A 15496-nucleotide genomic window follows, 5' to 3' on the forward strand; every position below is an offset into this window, starting at 1 on the left:
CGTGCTCGCCCACTTCCTCTGTGAACGTGACGTGGTGGGGTGACGGCGTTGCCGAGCTGGCGGACCTGCTCGCGGCGGGTCCCGTCGATGCGGTAGTCGCGCCGGAAGGCCATTGCCGCCTGGATCTCGCGGGGTTCGAGCATCCGGAACGTGCAGCCCTCCACAGCCGGCACCTCGTGCGGCCACCCGACCAGCGACTGGTGCCCCGTCGTGGTGAACATGCGCGCGGGCTCGCCAGCTGGGGTGCACATCTCCCCTCCCTCGCCTTTGGAGCTGTTGTGCCGCACCAGCATGTGGTGATTCCCCGACGCGGTCACCGCCGCCAGCGGCTGATGCACGTCGCGGGCGTCGGAGCCACCGCCGCGCAACTCGGCGATGAGCGCCAGCCCGAATCGGTCCCGTGTCGGCACCGCGTGCAGCGGCTCGTCGCCCGGGTGCGCGACGCCTGTGCCGTAGTAGGGCACCACCAATGCGGTCTCCGCCCGCGTGGACTGGGTCCGTAACGGCATCTCCACCGGCGCGGTCTTCCCGTCGCGGCCCTCTGCCGGGACGACCAGGGGGTCTCGGTGGTGGCGAGAGTGGCGGTGGGCTGGTCGACCGGCCAGGCGCGGGCGTAGACCGGGAGCCATCCGGACCGGTGCGCACCTGTCTTGCGAAGGGAGTCCGTGCTGGTGGGGCTCGGAGCGGGCGACGGGAATCGAACCCGCGTAGCCAGTTTGGAAGACTGCCCCGAGGACCACTCCCCCGACGTTGACCTGCACTCGGATGTGCAACGGCATGCACCTGTTGACCGGCTCAAGCCGTGCCTAGTTGCACGCTAGTTGCACGGTCCGCGCCGGTCCTCGTCACCATGCCGCACAATCACCGAGTTCTCGCCGCTACCCCCTGAACATCCCGGAGACCTGCCCGCCCGGCGAGGGCTAGCAGGGATCGATTGAGGGCGCAGATTGGCCGTTAATCGGTCGTCTCGCCGGACGCTTCCTTGTCCTCATTGCTGAGTAGGCGCCGAAGGACGTCAGTCAGATCCCTGCCGCCCAACACAGGAACGCGAAGTTCGCCTTCGAGTACATCGTTGATCCCGCGCGCCGTCACGGTCCACGTTCCTCGCACCTCGCCACCGTCAGTGCCACCATCAGTGCCAGTGCCATCAAGAACCAGCAAGAAGTCATCGTCGTCTGACACAAAAGACCCCTTAGGCCTAAGACTATCTAGTCTAAATGTCAGATTAACGGATCCGCCGTTGCGATAGGAGACAATCCCATTACTTGAGGTGCGGTCGAAGAAGGACTGGGCTCCATAATTGCTCATCACTCGCGGGTAAAAGCCGAGGTCCTCCTGATAGGCGCCCCATTTCCGTGGCGGATGCGGCAAGTTCTGCAATAGGTCAGCATCTTCCGTCAGCACATCGACCGCACGTACCTTCCCCTCAAGGTGCACGTGAACTTCGACATCCTCCAAGTACCGCTTTGATGAGTTCTTGACTACTACCGTATTACGAGGAAAGTACACTCCGGCAATGGTGTCGACTATAGCCGACCCGGAAGAGAGCACCTGCCCAACCCACTCCTCGATAGCCGCTTCATAATCCTCCAGGCTTCGATCCTCCGCACGCCAGAACGGACTCGTATATGCTTGCATGATGCGCGATGAGACGGTCTGATTCGGGTTCGGCCTCTTGGGACGAGCCTCAGCACGAAGGGCCGCTGCGATTCGACTTGCGTAATCACGCAATGGATCGGCGTCGAAGAAGACAGCGTCGACAACCCCTTCGAGTTGCACTTCAAGCTCCGCTTCCGGCTGCTGCTGACTTACACGCGCTGCAAGATCGCGAACCTCTCCGCCTTTGGCCTCGCGCGTTTCACCGTCAGCGCGAATGTAGATCGCGCCATCGCGCAAGCCATCTGGACCGTCTCGTAAGCACGTCCAAATGTTCCCCCCGGTGGGCGGGTCTACCATGATGAGGATTACATCCCGATCGCCTTCAACCGAGACTCGCTCAAAATCCCAGGCAGGCTTACCGACTCCTACATAACGCGAGACGGCCGTCTCCAGGTCTTTTGCTTCAAACGAAGGGATGCCGATGACCTTCCCTCGGCTCACACCCAGAACCATGATCGCGTAGCCCTCAAATCGCCGGGCTGCGCGCTCGGGCGCCCTGTTTGCCGCTCCGAGGATGAACTTCGCAACCTTAGCGCAATGTTCCTTTTTATTCAGGTCAAGCTCAGACTTCAGCTCCAGAAAGTAGCGCTCCGCGCGATCATCCACCTGGCTAATCTGGTAAACGAAAGATCGCCATTCGCGCTGACCACGCGGCAGCCGCGTTAGATCCAGTTGATCACTCAATTCAGCCCTCCAGGCCGCTAGGGTAGCGCTAGCCGTAGGAAGATTACGCAACCTGCCGCTGCTGGTATCGGCAGGTTTTTTAGTCGTGGGGAGGCACCTCGAAAGCAGCCGCGCGCCGCGCGGGGACCGACCGGAGGCCGCACGCCCCGTGAGAGCGCTTGCGGCTGCATGGGACACAGCACCGACGGACCCCCTGCACGAGCGCGCAACCTACCGGTGTGAAGGCGGATGCGAGGGGCTACCAACTGCCGCCCTGTGCCACCCTGTGCCACTACGTGCTGCCTGAGCTGGGCCTCCGTGTCACGGGGTACTAACGCGGGGCGGGTGCGGATACGGCGTGCGCTCCGGGAATGCTCCGCTTCCCCCACCCCGAGTGCCGGAGCGCCATCTCCTCGACCTGGCGCAGCCCGCTCACTCCGCCGGTCGGGGCACCCCCGACAATACCGCCGCTCCCCCATGGGGGCTTGACCCCGAGCGGCGGTGTGATAGCCGTTGGGGAGGTCGAGGAGATGGCGCGCACCCGGCCAGCTCCGACGTGCCATCCCTGCGGAGTCCGCCATCTCCGAGAACCTGCCCGCCCGGCGAGGGCGCTCTCCTGGCCTACTGACATCTGCCGTCCGAAAATGGGGGTAAGACGGGGGCACCATCGGCCCGCTGCCCACCGGCCCGCTGCCCACCTCGGGGCTCGTGCGGCATCCCGTCGACCTGGCAAAGCCCGACCGCGCGCCGGGCCGGGGGCAGCCCTCGACGTTACCGCCGCCGATGCCCGACATGCTCTGCCCCCGGCCCGGCGTGTGGTAGCCCTCTGGGAGGTCGACGGGATGCCGCACACCGTCTCCCCCACAATGCTCGCGCGTCTGCTCCGGCCCGGCCATCCCGGAGGCCTGCCCGCCCGGCGAGGGCTATCAAGAGGTGGCAAGGGGCAGAAAAGCCGAGCGGATAGCCATGGAAATTCAGAATGGCGGAAGCTCATCAAGTTCTTGCAGTACCTTATCCAGCGATCTCACAATTTGATCAGTGTCTGCTAAGTTGCGCACCTGGTCGTAGAGGCTGCGAATTTCATTTCGAAGTTCTACCGGGTATTCTGAGTCGCCCGAGTCAAAGCTCGCGACAGCATTACCAGTCGAGTCGTAAATGCTAAGGAGCCAGGGGGCGACGCCATCGCCGTCGCGAGTCTGAATCGAGAATGAGGAGTGCTGCGTCGATGCGTCGTAGCGCTCATCATCAACTTTCTCCCAGATGATATTGCCTAACTCCGTCTGGCTCTGCAGCTTAGCAATTAGCGTAGTCAAGCGAGAAGTTATCTCGTCCGGCTTCATGGATTCCCCCTGTCTGGCAGCGCTGAATAGATGACGGTGAGACCTCCCAGTTGACTCGTGACTGCAGTGACGGTATCCCGCAGGCGTTTCGTCGAGCGCGGAAGATCAGATGCGCCATTAGTAATGAGTGATTGCTTAGCCGTGGCGGCCGCCTGGACAGACGATTGTAGCAATTGAGACAGTTGCGGATCATCGAAAGAGGCCGAGCGTAGCAGTTCGTTAAGCTGACTCGCTTGCCACCGCCAGGTATTCGCCCACGCAATAACGAGGTCTACAGAACCCGCATCAACAGACCGGTCAATCTGCTCCTCGATTCGCTGCAGCTGGGGCAGCAGAACGAGAATACTCGCTCGACTCGCGTCATTTCGGGCAACTATTGCAGTATCGCGAGCTGCTTCGGCGGCGGCACGCGTCTTCTTGATCTGCACCAACGCCACCCAAAAGCCTGCGATCGCAAGAGGAATAGAGAGGGTAGTGGAGACGGGGTCGATCACCGAGTAGATGTCACTCCAGGTCACCCACGCCACCTCTCTACACCTTTGGTGCATCTTAGGCTATCCCTACCAGCTGTCCGGAACGCGCGTGGCGTTCAGCCGGTCGTCGACGTGGACACACACACGTGAGACAGAGGTTGACGTGGGCGGGCGGGGCACCATCTACCTCACCGCGGCCCGTTAGCTCGCAGCCGCGAGCCGCGCGGGGACCGGCCGGAGGCCGCACGCCCCGCGCGAGCGCTTGCGGCTGCATGGGCAGAGCGCCGCGCGGCGCCGCAGGCGCCGCCTTGAACAGGTATGGAGAGTTTGAACACGCACGCTGCGGCGGCGTCCCAACCTTGATCGTCAGTCGTTGGACCAGGCGACGAGGGTCTTGTCGTCGTGGCGCTTCGCGCGCGGGAGCTGGCGGCCGTCGGGGTCTGCTTCGGCTTCCCATCGCTGGAGGTAGCCGAGAAGGTCGCTCAGCTCCGCGACACTGGCCTTATGCAGGGCGGCCCAGTCGGTGTGGTGATGGTCGAAGCCGCGTTGTGCGCCGTCGGTCGCTAGGACGCACCAGTCGACATCGGTTCGGCGGTAGCGGTGGACGATGGCGCGGCGTCCGGCGTTCTCGTCGGCCTCAGCGATCCAGTAGCCGGTGTCGGTGTTCCGGGCAGCGCGCTCGGCGCGTTGGATCTGGCTCAGCAACTCCCGGTGTGCGGGGCTGTAACCCCGGCCTGCGCACAGGTCCTCCCGGTATCGAGCACGTAGACCGCCCGCAATGGTCGCCATACGCTGGTCGGCCCATCGTTCGATCAGTCCGTCTCGGCGACCGATGACGGCGGTGCTGTCGCCGAGGACCAGGAGTTCGAGCCGCTCCCCCACTTCGCGCAGCAACAGCACCGTCGATGAGGGGCCGGCGCCCGGCGTGAGGTTGAGCTGGTGTGCGACGAGAGCGATTGCGTCGCTCAGGATGGTGCGGAGGTCGGCGGGGCGTTCGAGAGTCCCAGCCAGGGCCGCCAGGAGGGCATCGACGTAGCGCTCTGCAGGGGGTGTCGCGGGGTCGAACGAGGACGCTCCGTCCAGGACAACCGCTCCGGCGGACCGCCCGATCCGCGATGTCGAGCACGTGCAGTACCTCGACGTCAGCCCGCACCACGCGGCCATGATCCGCACCTGCTGGGAACTCGGCGGCCTCACCCGGTACGAGGAGCTGGGGTTGCGGCGGTGGGCGCACATGCTCGGATTTCGCGGTCATTTCTTGACCAAGTCCCAGCGGTACTCGACCACCTTCGGCGCGCTCCGTGCCGATCGACGGGCGTGGCGGCTCGCCGACGACCTGGCCCAGCTCGACCGCGACACCGACGACCCCAACGAGATCCCTCTCGACCTGTCGACCGTCACCGTGATCAACGACTGGCGCCTCGTCCACATCGGACACCACACCCACGCCGAACGCGAACTCGCCATGGCCATCGCCGAACGCAACCGACAGCAACGACGCAGCACCCGAACCAGGAGGGCGGCATGAGGAACGACGGCGGCGAGTATCTGACGGTGCGGGGCGCTGCTGCGTACCTGTCGACCTCCGAGCGCTTCGTCAGGCGGTTGATCGCCGAACGTCGCATCCGGTTCTACCGGGTCGGTCGCCACATCCGGTTCTCTGTCGCCGACCTTCGGGCGTTCGTGGCCCAAGGATGCGTCGAGCCGATCACTGCCCAGTCGGTCCGGCGGCACGTGCGGGGGGTCGTCTGATGGCACGGGGTAACAAGCCGGGGCACCGACGCTTCGGGCTGATCCGCAAGCTCCCGTCTGGCCGGTTCCAGGCCTCCTACCTGGCACCCGATGGGCGCCGTCGACCAGCGCCGGAGACCTTCGCGCGGAAGAAGGACGCCGAACGGTGGCTGTCGATGGCGGAGTCCGAACTCGTGCAGGGCGAGTGGTCCGACCCGGACCTCGGCACGGTGACCGTCCGGGAGTTCGGCGAGCAGTGGATCAGCGAGCACAAGATCAGTCTGCGCACGCGGGAGGAGTACGACAGCCTGTTCCGACACCATGTCGAGCCCTACCTCGGTGCCGTGGAGATCGGGCAGCTCACCACTGATCAGGTGCGGTCCTGGCGGGCAGCATTGCTCCGTGACGGGCGCTCGGAGGACCGGACCGCGAAGGCCTACCGGCTACTCCGCGCGATCTTGAACACTGCAGCCGATGACGGCCGGATCAAGCGGAACCCGTGCCGGATCAAGGGCGCAGGCCAGCACCGGACGCCGGAGCGCCCGACGGCGACCGTCCCGCAGGTCTACCGCCTCGCCGATCTCGTCCCTGCCCGGTACCGCGTGCTCGTCCTCGCCGCCGCCTTGACCGGGCTCCGCTGGGGAGAGCTGATCGCGATCCGGCGCTGCGACCTCGATCTGGAGGGACGCGTCGTCCACGTGTACCGCCGCATCGCACAGACCCGACGCGGTCAGATGGTGCCTGGCCCCACGAAGTCCGTGGCCGGCGCCCGGTCGGTCGCCCTGCCGGACGTACTCGTCGACGAGCTTCGCCAGCACCTGGACTCGTTCGCCGAGTCAGGACCAGAGGGTCTGGTGTTCCTCGGTGACCGGGACGGGCCGCTGCGCCGAGGCAACTTCCACCGCAGCACGGCGTGGACGCAGACGGTGGTCAGGGCCGGACTACCTCGCGGGTTCCACTTCCACGACCTGCGACACACCGGCAACCAGCTCGCCGCCGCTGCCGGAGCCAGCACACGCGAACTCATGCACCGGATGGGCCACGGCTCGATGCGCGCCGCGTTGATCTACCAGCACGCCACACGCGAGCGAGACCGCCAGATCGCGGACCGGCTGAGCACCATCGTCACGTCGTCCGCGCCCCCGACCGCCGCCCAGTCCGACGCGAACTAATTGCACGCTAATTGCACGCAAGCAGACAGCCGCCTCTCCCAAGATCGGGACGGGCGGCTGTTCTCGCTGGTAGAGACGCTGAGCGGGCGACGGGAATCGAACCCGCGTAGCCAGTTTGGAAGACTGGGGCTCTACCATTGAGCTACGCCCGCGTGTCCCCCACGAGCCCGGGGACGTGGCCAGCCTAGCGGACTCCGCCGCGCTCCTCTCCCCCGCCTCAGATGTTCACCGTGTCGGCGTCGAAGGTCAGCGCGTCGTCCGGCCCGACCGGCCAAGCTTCCAGTTCCGGCGCGGCGAGCACCGCGTCGACGACCGCGGCAGTCCCCGCCACCAGAGTCGAGTCGAAGTCGATCTCCGTGGCGACGCACCAGGAGCGGTCAGCGGGCCAGAACAGGTTCGGCGACTGCCTCCACGGGTCGCGGCCGAGGTGCGCCGCTCGGGAGAGCGGCCCGGAGAACAGGATGTAGTCCCGGAGCGGATGACGCAGGCGAGGCCCGTCGATGATCTCCCTCGGGTATGCGGGTGGAACGGGGCCGCCGTCGAAGATCCAGCCGTAGCCGTCCCAGAGCGCGAAGAAACACTCCGCGTCCGCGCGGGTGTGCACTGCGAGGACATCGGACAGCACCTCGAGGGCCGGCGTCGGGAGGTTGCCCGGCTCGGGGTGTTCGCCGCTCCATCTCACGGAGCGGGTCGGCGGCGCGCTGATGAGCGGCACCCCCGCCACCACGTGCCACTGCATCAACGCATGTGCGCGACGCCCCGTGCGTCGGCAGACCTCGGCCCAGGTTCCCGGCTCCGAGACGCCGGGCACCGGATGCAGCACGCGCGCGTAGGCCTCGAAACCTGTGGGCACCACCGCGCCCACCCGTCCGATGCGGGTCCCGAGCCGCGGCACGATCCAGGCCGCGACCTGGACATCCGCACGCCACGTCGGCCCGTCCGCGTCCACGCGCTCATCATCAGCCCTGATCCAGCCCGGATCGAACGGATTCCGAACAGGACGGTCGGCCGGCGGTCGGGGAGACGCCGAGTCACCGGTTCCGGGACCTACCGCCTAGACTTCACCCGACGGGGTGTGGCGCAGCTTGGTAGCGCACTCGCTTTGGGAGCGAGGGGCCGTGGGTTCAAATCCCGCCACCCCGACCATGTCAGACGGGTCTCGGGCGGCAGGTGGCCGCTCGGACCCGCTGTATGGAACAGCCGCGTAGCAACGGTTTCCGTGGCGGCCCAGCCGGCCCGAGCCGGATGCGCTGACCTCAGGTCTCCCGAAACCACCTCGGGGTGATCTCGGCGCGCGCCAACCGCCAGCCGTCCGCTGTTCGGACGGCGTCGAAGGTATAGCGCAGACCCACTGTGCGGTGGGGTGGCTGTCGGGTCGGAAGAAGATCGCTCATCGGCCGGGCTTCGACCATCAATCCGAGTTGAGGTCAAGCGCGCCTTGGCTGTTGCAACGTCAACCGGATTTCGTCGCCGAAGTTGATCACCCGGTGCGGAGGTTCGCGGAGGCGGTCTCTAGCCTCTCCGATCATTCTTGCCGATTGAAGGGAACAAGGGATACAAGTGATCGTCTGGCCCGGATGGGGAGTCCTCACTGTGCTGCTGACCGCAGCCTTCAGCTTGGGCGGCACCGGAATCGGCGTGGCGCTCGGCGGCCCTACGGACAGCGCCAACCTCGGTACCGCAGTGGGAGTCGCGCTGGCCGGAGTGGCGATCTGGTTCGTCGGCCGGCGGCTGAACCGCGGAGTGGCCGGTTATGACGCGCGGACGGGGCAGCCGACGGTCGTCACGAACCGGCACACGTTCTTCTGGCTTCCGATGCAGTACTGGGGTCCTGTCGCGGGCGTCGGCGGGGTGGCCGTGGCAATCGTGGCCCTGACGGCGGCGTGAAGGTCGCTCCTGGCATGTGAGGACCGGGCCCTCCGGCGGGTGGCGATCTCCTCTGGCGCCATCCGGCCGGGGGGCGACGGGTGGAGCGAAACCCCGTTGCGGCGCCGCTGTACCCGCACCGATGATCGGATGGACTGCACCAGCGGCGCACGGTCCCGGACGACGAGGCAGGGCATGGCAGCACTACAGGCTGGTCGGATCCGGCTGAGGGCGATGGAGCCGAGTGACGCCGAGGACCTGTGGCGCTGGAACCACGATCCGGACGTCATGCGGTGGATGAACGACGGGCACGGCTCGTCGCTCGCTCGGACCAGACGACGGCTGGAAGAACGGGAGCCGAACTCCTACCGCGACGTGCTCTTCGGCGTCGAGGTGATCGACGACAGCACGCTCATCGGGATCGTCCGGCTGCGCGACGCCGAGCCTGAGCTCGGTTGCGCCGAACTCGACATCTACCTCGGCGAGAAGTCCTACTGGGGTCAGGGATACGCCACCGAGGCCATGCGTGCCATGTGCCGGTACGGCTTCGACAAGATGCGCCTGCACAGGATCTTCCTGAGCGTCGTGACCGAGAATCACGCCGCCTGCCATGTGTACAAGAAGGTGGGGTTCGTCGAGGAAGGCAGATTGCGCGAGGCGTTCCGACGGGACGGCACCTGGTACGACATGTTCATCATGGGCCTGCTCGAGGGCGAGCTGAGGTAACACCGGCGCCCTACGTCGCGGGCTCGCCGAGCACCCGGCGGACGAGGATGTCGGTGAACTCCGCGGGCCTTTCGTACAACGACCGGTGCCCGCTCTCGGCGAGCAGAACATGCTCCTTGTGCGGGGCCTGTAGCCCGGCGAACCACTGCTGCATCGGCGGCACGCGAGCGGGCACCTCGTCGACGCCGTCCACGAAGTACGCGGGCACCTCGAGTCGAGGGATCTGCGAACGCAGGTCGACGTCCTGGACGCGCTGGTAGTAGATGTCGTGGGCGTCGACGAGCCCAGAGAAGAGATGCACCTTGTCGAGGACCGTGTACTCCGACGCGGCGAGGCTGTCGTCGAGTCCGCCTTGGCCGCCGGCACGTGGGAAGACCTTGCTCTCGGCGAGGATCAGCGGTTCGTAGTCATGGATCCGCGCGTACGGGGGTGGGCCCACCGCGGTGAGCACCGCGGCGAGGTCGGTGTCGTGGTGGCGGCGGGCCCAGTCGAGCGTCGCGGCGTACTGGGCCTGGTCGGCCTCGGCGGTGTCGACGGCCTGGCCTGCGCCGATGTAGGCGCTGAACAGTTCGGGGTGGCGCTGCACCGCGAAAGCGGCCGGGATCGACCCTCCGGAATGCGCCAGTAGGTAGATCCGGTCGGCGTCGAACCGCTGCCTGAGGTGGTGCGTGACGGCGACGATGTTGTCGACCTCGTCGTCCAGAGTCATGGTCGCCGTCGGTTCGATCGCCGGGTAGGAACTCCCGCCGCCGCGCCGGTCCAGGGTCGCGACGACGACATGGCGCTCCAGGCCGGAGAGGTGCGCACGGACCGCACCCCGTTCGGCCGCGCCGGGGGCACCGGGCACGAACAGGAGGACCGGCGCGGTCGTGTCGGCGCCGCGGATCATCAGGCCGAGCCGATGGGGGCCGGCGTCGACGGTGGTGAGTTCGGCGATGCTGCGGTCGCCGGGGATCGGGTCCGTGCGCGCGGGCAGCGCGACCGCGCCCGTCACCAGTACGACGACCGCGGCGAGCACGCCGATCGTGGCCCGACCCAGGTGACGGCGCAGGCGGCCGGGTCGGGTCGGGTGCCCGGCCCGGCGGGCCTGCCCGGCACCGTAAGCCGCGCCGACGACCATCGGCAGCACGGTCAGGAGCCCGTGCACCCCTCGTCCGGCGGCCAGCGCGACCACGCCCAACGCACTGGTGTGCGGGGCGTCCACGGTCGGCCCGACGGCGCCGGCCCGGACGATCTCGACCGCGATCACGAACAGCACCGGTGCGCCCACCATCGCCCACCGCGACCTGCTCCACCGGCCCGCGGCACCACCGACAACGAGACCGACGCCCACGCTGATCAGGGCCTGGGCCGGGGTCAGTGGCCCACGTGGGGTGAGCAGACCGACGACCACGCCCCACGTCACCGGGGCCACACCGGCGCCCCACCAGCTGTACCTCACCGCTCCCCCCGCCGATCGCCTCGCCCGACGTAGCGGTCGCTACAGCCGGAACGTAGCAGACGCTACGTCGCCGCGTGAAGCGGTTGCTACGGTTCCGCGGTGGATCGTCGCGCCGAGCTCACCGAGGGTGCCCTGGACTACGTGCTGGTCCATGGCCTCGTCGGGTTGTCGCTGCGGCCTCTCGCCGCAGAGCTCGGCACCAGCGACCGGATGCTGATCTACCACTTCGGCAGCAAGGAGCGCCTGGTCGGCGACGTCCTCGCCCTCGCACAACGGCGTCTCGCCGCGTCACTGGAACCACCGGGGCCGGACGTTCGCAGCCTCGCGGACCTGGTGCACCACATGTGGAGCGCCCTCAGCACCCCGGCCGCGGCGCGCGTCACGCGGCTCTATCTCGAGATATGCGTGCTCGCCGTGCAGGAGCCGGAGCGCTTCCGCGAAGCCCCCGAGCAGCTGCGCGGACCCTGGCGGGCACCTCTGCAGGCCGGCCTGGTCGCGTTCGGCATCGCGCCCGAGCGGGCGGCACCGCTGGCCGACCTGATCCTGGACACCCTCGACGGGCTGGCGCTGGACCGACTCGTGGCCACCGATCCCACTCGCGTCGACGCGGCGGCAGCCGTCTTCGCCGAACTCCTCGACGGCCACCACCGGATAACGGGCCCGAAAGGCAGCGCCTGACGGCGCAGGTGACAGTTCCCACGAATGTCGCGAATTGCCTATACAGTTCCCGCGTAGAATTGCGGCAGCATCGCGGATGACGAATTCCAGGGAGCACGCATGTCGTTGGCGTCCGGAGCGGACGGGGCCTTCGCGGGCTTCGAACTGTCGCAGATCACCGTGGGCGAGGTGTCCCTGCGCGTGCGCCACGGTGGTTCCGGCCCGCCCCTCCTGCTGCTGCACGGGTACCCGCAGACGCACATGATGTGGGGCCAGGTCGCGGGCGAGTTGGCCGAGGAATTCACGGTCGTGGCCCCCGACCTGCGCGGATACGGCGACAGCAGCAAGCCCGAGTCCGTCCCGGACCACGAGAGCTACAGCAAACGCGCCATGGCCCGCGACGTCGCCGGCCTGATGCAGAAGTTCGGGTTCGAGAGCTTCGACGTGGCAGGCCACGACCGCGGCGGGCGGGTCGCCTACCGCCTGGCCCTCGACCACCAGCAGGCCGTCCGCCGGCTCACCGTCCTGGACATCGTCCCCACGAGCGAGGCCTGGGCCCGCGCCGACCGGAGCTTCGCGCTCGGCTACTGGCACTGGCCGTTCCTGGCCCGGCCGTATCCGGTTCCCGAGACCCTGATCGGCCACGACCCGGAATGGTTCTTCTTCGACGCCCAGTTCGGCGGTGACGCGCCTTACTTCCGGCCCGAGGCCCTTGCCGACTACGTCAGATGTGCCCGGAACCCGGCGGTCGTGCACGCGATCTGCGAGGACTACCGCGCCGGCGCCACGTACGACCGGCTGCTCGACGAGCAGGACCACAGCGCAGGCCGGCGGATCGCCTGTCCCGTCCAGGTCCTGTGGGGCGCGAAGGGACGGCTGGGCGGCGACTACGACCCGCTCACGATCTGGCGCGGCTGGGCGGACGACGTCACCGGTGAGGCGCTCGACAGCGGACACTTCCTCGCGGAGGAGAAGCCGGCCGAGACGCTGGCGGCCCTGCGCCGGTTCCACTCCGAGGGCCGCTGAGACATCCCGCGAAGGCGCGACCCCCGGACCGGGTCCGGCTCGGACGACCTGGGCGGACCTACCAGGTCACCGGCAGTTCCTCGACGCCGTAGACGACGGCGTTGTCCTTGTACGTCACTGTCTCGATGGGGGTGGACAGCTGCAGGTCGGGAAGCCGGCGGAACAGCGTGTCGAGCACGATCTGAAGCTCGGCCCGCGCCAGGTTCTGCCCGAGGCACTGGTGGGGGCCGAACCCGAAGGCCACGTGGTGCCGCGCCCCGCGCGCGACGTCCAGGGTGTCCGGGTCCTCGAACACCTCCGGGTCGGTGTTGGCGGCGTAGCTGAGCGCGAACACGCCGTCACCGTCCTTGATCTGGACCCCGTCGATCTCGATGTCGGCGGTCGCCACCCGGGCCGTCGCGGTGTCGGCGATGCTGAAGTACCGCAGCAGCTCCTCGACGGCGTCCGGGGTCCTGGACGGGTCGGCCTTGATGATCGCGAGCTGTTCCGGGTTCTGCAGCAGCGCGATGGTGCTGAGCGAGATCATGTTCGCGGTGGTCTCGTGCCCGGCGATCAGGAGCAGGAAGGCCATCGCCACCAGCCCCGCGTGGTCCACGGCGCCGTTCTCGCGCTGCTTGAGCACCTGCCGGCCGAGCAGGTCGTCGGTGGGCTCGCGCTCCTTCGAGGTGACCAGGTCGTCGAGGTAGCTGCGCACCTCCTCCACCGCGCGGTACCGGTCCTCGGCGCTCGTGGTGCGGGTGATCAGCAGCTTCGACCGGGACTGGAAGAACTCGTGGTCGGCATAGGGCACCCCGAGCAGTTCGCAGATCACCAAGGAGGGCACGGGCAGCGAGAACGCCTGCACGAGGTCTGCAGGCCGGGGCCCGGCGACCATCGCGTCGATGCTCTCGTCAACGATCTGCTGGATCCTTGGCTGCAACGCCCGGGTGCGCCTGACGGTGAACTCCCCCACCACGGCGCGGCGGGCCGGACCGTGCTCCGGCGGGTCCATGGAGATCAGGGACGGCGAGAACATCGGCCGGTCGGGCGGCAGCTCGATCAGCCGCGGGAAGTCGGGGTGGTTGCGATCGGAGCTGAACCGGGTGTCGGCCAGGACCGCGCGCACGTCCTCGTGCTTTGTCACCAACCAGGCGTGACGCCCGGTCGGCAGCAGAACACGGGCGATCGGCGACTGCTCGCGCAGCTCCTCGTACGCCTGTGGCGGGGCGTAGGGGCACGTGCGCTGCATCGGGAACGTCGGAACCTGCTGGTCGACCAGTTCGGTCATCGCGGTACCCCCATCGAAACGCCTATCATGTGGAGGATCTACCTCCGGTTACGCTGTCCACGGTACGCAAGCGGAGGAATTTCGTCCACCTAGACGGGAGCACGTCCACGGAGCCAACCGGACCCCGTGCAACAATCCGGACGATGTACGGGGGGTGATCTGCATGACCGCGGATCCGGTGACGAGCCTGAGGGCCGACGCGCGCCGCAACCGCGACCAGATACTGGCCGCGGCCAAGCAGTGGTTCGCCCTGCAGGGGCCGGACGTGCCGATGGAGGAGATCGCGCGGGCCGCCCGCGTCGGCATCGGCACGCTCTACCGCCGCTTCCCCGATCGGGAGGCCCTGATCCAGGCCGTGGCCCGGGACAGCTTCGAGAAGGCACTGGCCGAGGCACGTGCCGCTGTGGCGGAGGAACCCACGGCATGGGAGGCGCTGGTCCGCTTCCTGCACCAGTCCCAGGAGCTCCGGCTGACCATGCAGCTCGCCATGGCGTCGCCGCCGAGGATCGTGCTGCGCGACGACGAGGAGCGCAATAAGCTCCGCCGGGCGCTGATCGAGGTGCTCGACACCGTGGTGCACGCCGCACAGGCGGAGGGCACGCTGCGCGGCGACATCGACACCGGCGATGTCGCCATGGTGTTCGCGCTGCTGGTTCGGCAGGTGCCGAAGGCGGACGACGAGGTCGCAGGGCTGGCGGCAGAGCGCTGCATGGCGCTGATACTCGACGGCCTACGCGCGCCGTCCTCCGGCACGCCTCTGCCCGGGCGGCCCATCACCGCCGAGGACATCGGCCTCTAGGGGGTGTCCCGTGGATCTTGATCGATGAGAGCCGTGATCCAGGTGGTTCCTGGCGGCGCCGCTGGATCGCCCTCATACCGGGCCGTATCCGGGCGGTTCGGCGGTGTCGCCAGGGGCCGCCTGGGCGCGGCTATCGCGATCGAAGATCCGCGGGACACCCCCTAGCCCCGAAACGCCGGGAGCCCGCCTCCCCTGGGGAAGACGGGCTCCTGGTGAGCGAGGTGGATCAGACGACGCGAACGCCGGTGGCCTGCGGGCCCTTGGTGCCCTGGCCGATCTCGAACTCCACGCGCTGCCCCTCGTCGAGGCTACGGAAGCCCGAGGCGTCGATCTCGGAGTAGTGAACGAAGACGTCAGCGCCGCCCCCGTCGACCGAGATGAAGCCGAAGCCCTTCTCGCCGTTGAACCACTTCACAGTTCCCTGCGCCATGCGATGTGCTCCTAGCAGACGGTGGGACCCGCACCGTGCGCGTCCCGGCCGACCCTGATGGGCTGATCAACGTCACGTCGACGCCGACTCCCCCACCAACCTGTTCCCGCGAGCGTGCATCACACGAACACCGAAACTGAACGACCTGTACCCATCCAACCACGTCGCGGGCGGTTCTGTCCCGCGCCCCCGCGACACGCCGCGTTCCGTTGGGTGACGGCGGGACGAGCGGGACACTTCACACCG

At 67.8% G+C, this 15496-nt stretch carries 15 protein-coding genes, 2 tRNA genes and 1 pseudogene; 9 read left to right on the plus strand and 9 right to left on the minus strand.

Annotated elements, in window-relative coordinates:
• Positions 1-954: 954 nt before the first annotated feature.
• The 4 genes from AC5L35_RS24845 to AC5L35_RS24860 form a co-directional block, all read right to left on the minus strand.
• Entirely contained in the window at positions 955-2343 is a 1389-nt protein-coding gene (locus tag AC5L35_RS24845) for a hypothetical protein (protein WP_495062096.1), read from the minus strand.
• Positions 2344-3296: 953 nt separating this feature from the next.
• On the minus strand, positions 3297-3662 hold the full coding sequence (locus AC5L35_RS24850) for a hypothetical protein (protein ID WP_495062097.1): 366 nt from the start codon (positions 3660-3662) through the stop codon (positions 3297-3299).
• The gene (locus AC5L35_RS24855) at positions 3659-4189 is read right to left on the minus strand and encodes a hypothetical protein (protein WP_495062098.1); all 531 of its coding nucleotides are present in this window, start codon (positions 4187-4189) and stop codon (positions 3659-3661) included. Before AC5L35_RS24855 ends, AC5L35_RS24850 begins: the two co-directional genes overlap by 4 nt.
• Positions 4190-4501: 312 nt before the next feature.
• Positions 4502-5299 carry a protein phosphatase 2C domain-containing protein gene (locus AC5L35_RS24860; RefSeq protein WP_495062099.1) on the minus strand — a complete coding sequence of 266 codons (798 nt, stop codon included), beginning with the start codon at positions 5297-5299 and terminating at the stop codon, positions 4502-4504.
• On the opposite strand from AC5L35_RS24860, the pseudogene AC5L35_RS24865 reads away from it, so the two are divergent.
• From AC5L35_RS24865 to AC5L35_RS24875, 3 genes and pseudogenes are all read left to right on the plus strand, one after another.
• A pseudogene (locus tag AC5L35_RS24865) lies at positions 5235-5663 on the plus strand (replication initiator); the annotation flags it as partial. The gene AC5L35_RS24860 and the pseudogene AC5L35_RS24865 overlap by 65 nt on opposite strands.
• Positions 5660-5887, plus strand: coding sequence for an excisionase family DNA-binding protein (locus AC5L35_RS24870; protein WP_169395197.1), 228 nt, complete (start codon positions 5660-5662; stop codon positions 5885-5887). The pseudogene AC5L35_RS24865 and the gene AC5L35_RS24870, both read left to right, overlap by 4 nt.
• Positions 5887-7038, plus strand: coding sequence for a tyrosine-type recombinase/integrase (locus AC5L35_RS24875; RefSeq protein WP_495062100.1), 1152 nt, complete (start codon positions 5887-5889; stop codon positions 7036-7038). Before AC5L35_RS24870 ends, AC5L35_RS24875 begins: the two co-directional genes overlap by 1 nt.
• 81 nt (positions 7039-7119) lie before the next feature.
• On the opposite strand, the gene AC5L35_RS24880 is transcribed toward AC5L35_RS24875, so the two are convergent.
• Positions 7120-7190, minus strand: a tRNA-Gly gene (locus tag AC5L35_RS24880).
• 65 nt (positions 7191-7255) lie between these two features.
• Positions 7256-7987 (minus strand): hypothetical protein, encoded by a 732-nt coding sequence (locus AC5L35_RS24885; protein WP_495062101.1) that lies wholly within the window; start codon positions 7985-7987, stop codon positions 7256-7258.
• Positions 7988-8107: 120 nt separating this feature from the next.
• On the opposite strand from AC5L35_RS24885, the gene AC5L35_RS24890 reads away from it, so the two are divergent.
• The 3 genes from AC5L35_RS24890 to AC5L35_RS24900 all read left to right on the plus strand — a co-directional run bounded on the left by AC5L35_RS24890 (position 8108) and on the right by AC5L35_RS24900 (position 9630).
• Positions 8108-8184, plus strand: a tRNA-Pro gene (locus tag AC5L35_RS24890).
• 447 nt (positions 8185-8631) lie between these two features.
• The gene (locus AC5L35_RS24895; RefSeq protein WP_495062102.1) at positions 8632-8925 is read left to right on the plus strand and encodes a hypothetical protein; all 294 of its coding nucleotides are present in this window, start codon (positions 8632-8634) and stop codon (positions 8923-8925) included.
• Positions 8926-9099: 174 nt separating this feature from the next.
• A complete protein-coding gene (locus AC5L35_RS24900; protein ID WP_495062103.1) occupies positions 9100-9630 on the plus strand; it encodes a GNAT family N-acetyltransferase in 531 nt (176 codons plus the stop codon).
• A 10-nt stretch (positions 9631-9640) separates the two neighbouring features.
• On the opposite strand, the gene AC5L35_RS24905 is transcribed toward AC5L35_RS24900, so the two are convergent.
• Entirely contained in the window at positions 9641-11071 is a 1431-nt protein-coding gene (locus AC5L35_RS24905; RefSeq protein WP_495062104.1) for an alpha/beta fold hydrolase, read from the minus strand.
• 99 nt (positions 11072-11170) lie between these two features.
• Between AC5L35_RS24905 and AC5L35_RS24910 the strand changes: the two genes are divergently transcribed.
• Together AC5L35_RS24910 and AC5L35_RS24915 are read left to right on the plus strand one after the other, a co-directional pair.
• Positions 11171-11749, plus strand: a complete 579-nt coding sequence (locus AC5L35_RS24910) for a TetR/AcrR family transcriptional regulator (RefSeq protein ID WP_495062105.1) — start codon at positions 11171-11173, stop codon at positions 11747-11749.
• 99 nt (positions 11750-11848) lie between these two features.
• The gene (locus AC5L35_RS24915) at positions 11849-12754 is read left to right on the plus strand and encodes an alpha/beta fold hydrolase (protein ID WP_495062106.1); all 906 of its coding nucleotides are present in this window, start codon (positions 11849-11851) and stop codon (positions 12752-12754) included.
• Between the two features lie 58 nt (positions 12755-12812).
• Here the strand turns inward: AC5L35_RS24915 and AC5L35_RS24920 are convergent, their stop codons facing one another.
• Positions 12813-14021 (minus strand): cytochrome P450, encoded by a 1209-nt coding sequence (locus AC5L35_RS24920; protein WP_495062107.1) that lies wholly within the window; start codon positions 14019-14021, stop codon positions 12813-12815.
• Positions 14022-14184: 163 nt separating this feature from the next.
• Here AC5L35_RS24920 and AC5L35_RS24925 point away from each other — a divergent pair, with 163 nt between their 5' ends.
• The gene (locus AC5L35_RS24925) at positions 14185-14820 is read left to right on the plus strand and encodes a TetR/AcrR family transcriptional regulator (RefSeq protein WP_495062108.1); all 636 of its coding nucleotides are present in this window, start codon (positions 14185-14187) and stop codon (positions 14818-14820) included.
• Positions 14821-15046: 226 nt separating this feature from the next.
• On the opposite strand, the gene AC5L35_RS24930 is transcribed toward AC5L35_RS24925, so the two are convergent.
• Positions 15047-15250: a cold-shock protein gene (locus tag AC5L35_RS24930; protein WP_169395190.1), complete on the minus strand. Its 204-nt coding sequence runs from the start codon at positions 15248-15250 to the stop codon at positions 15047-15049.
• Between the last annotated feature and the right edge of the window lie 246 nt (positions 15251-15496).

This window comes from Pseudonocardia sp. OZ21 (genome assembly GCF_059359135.1).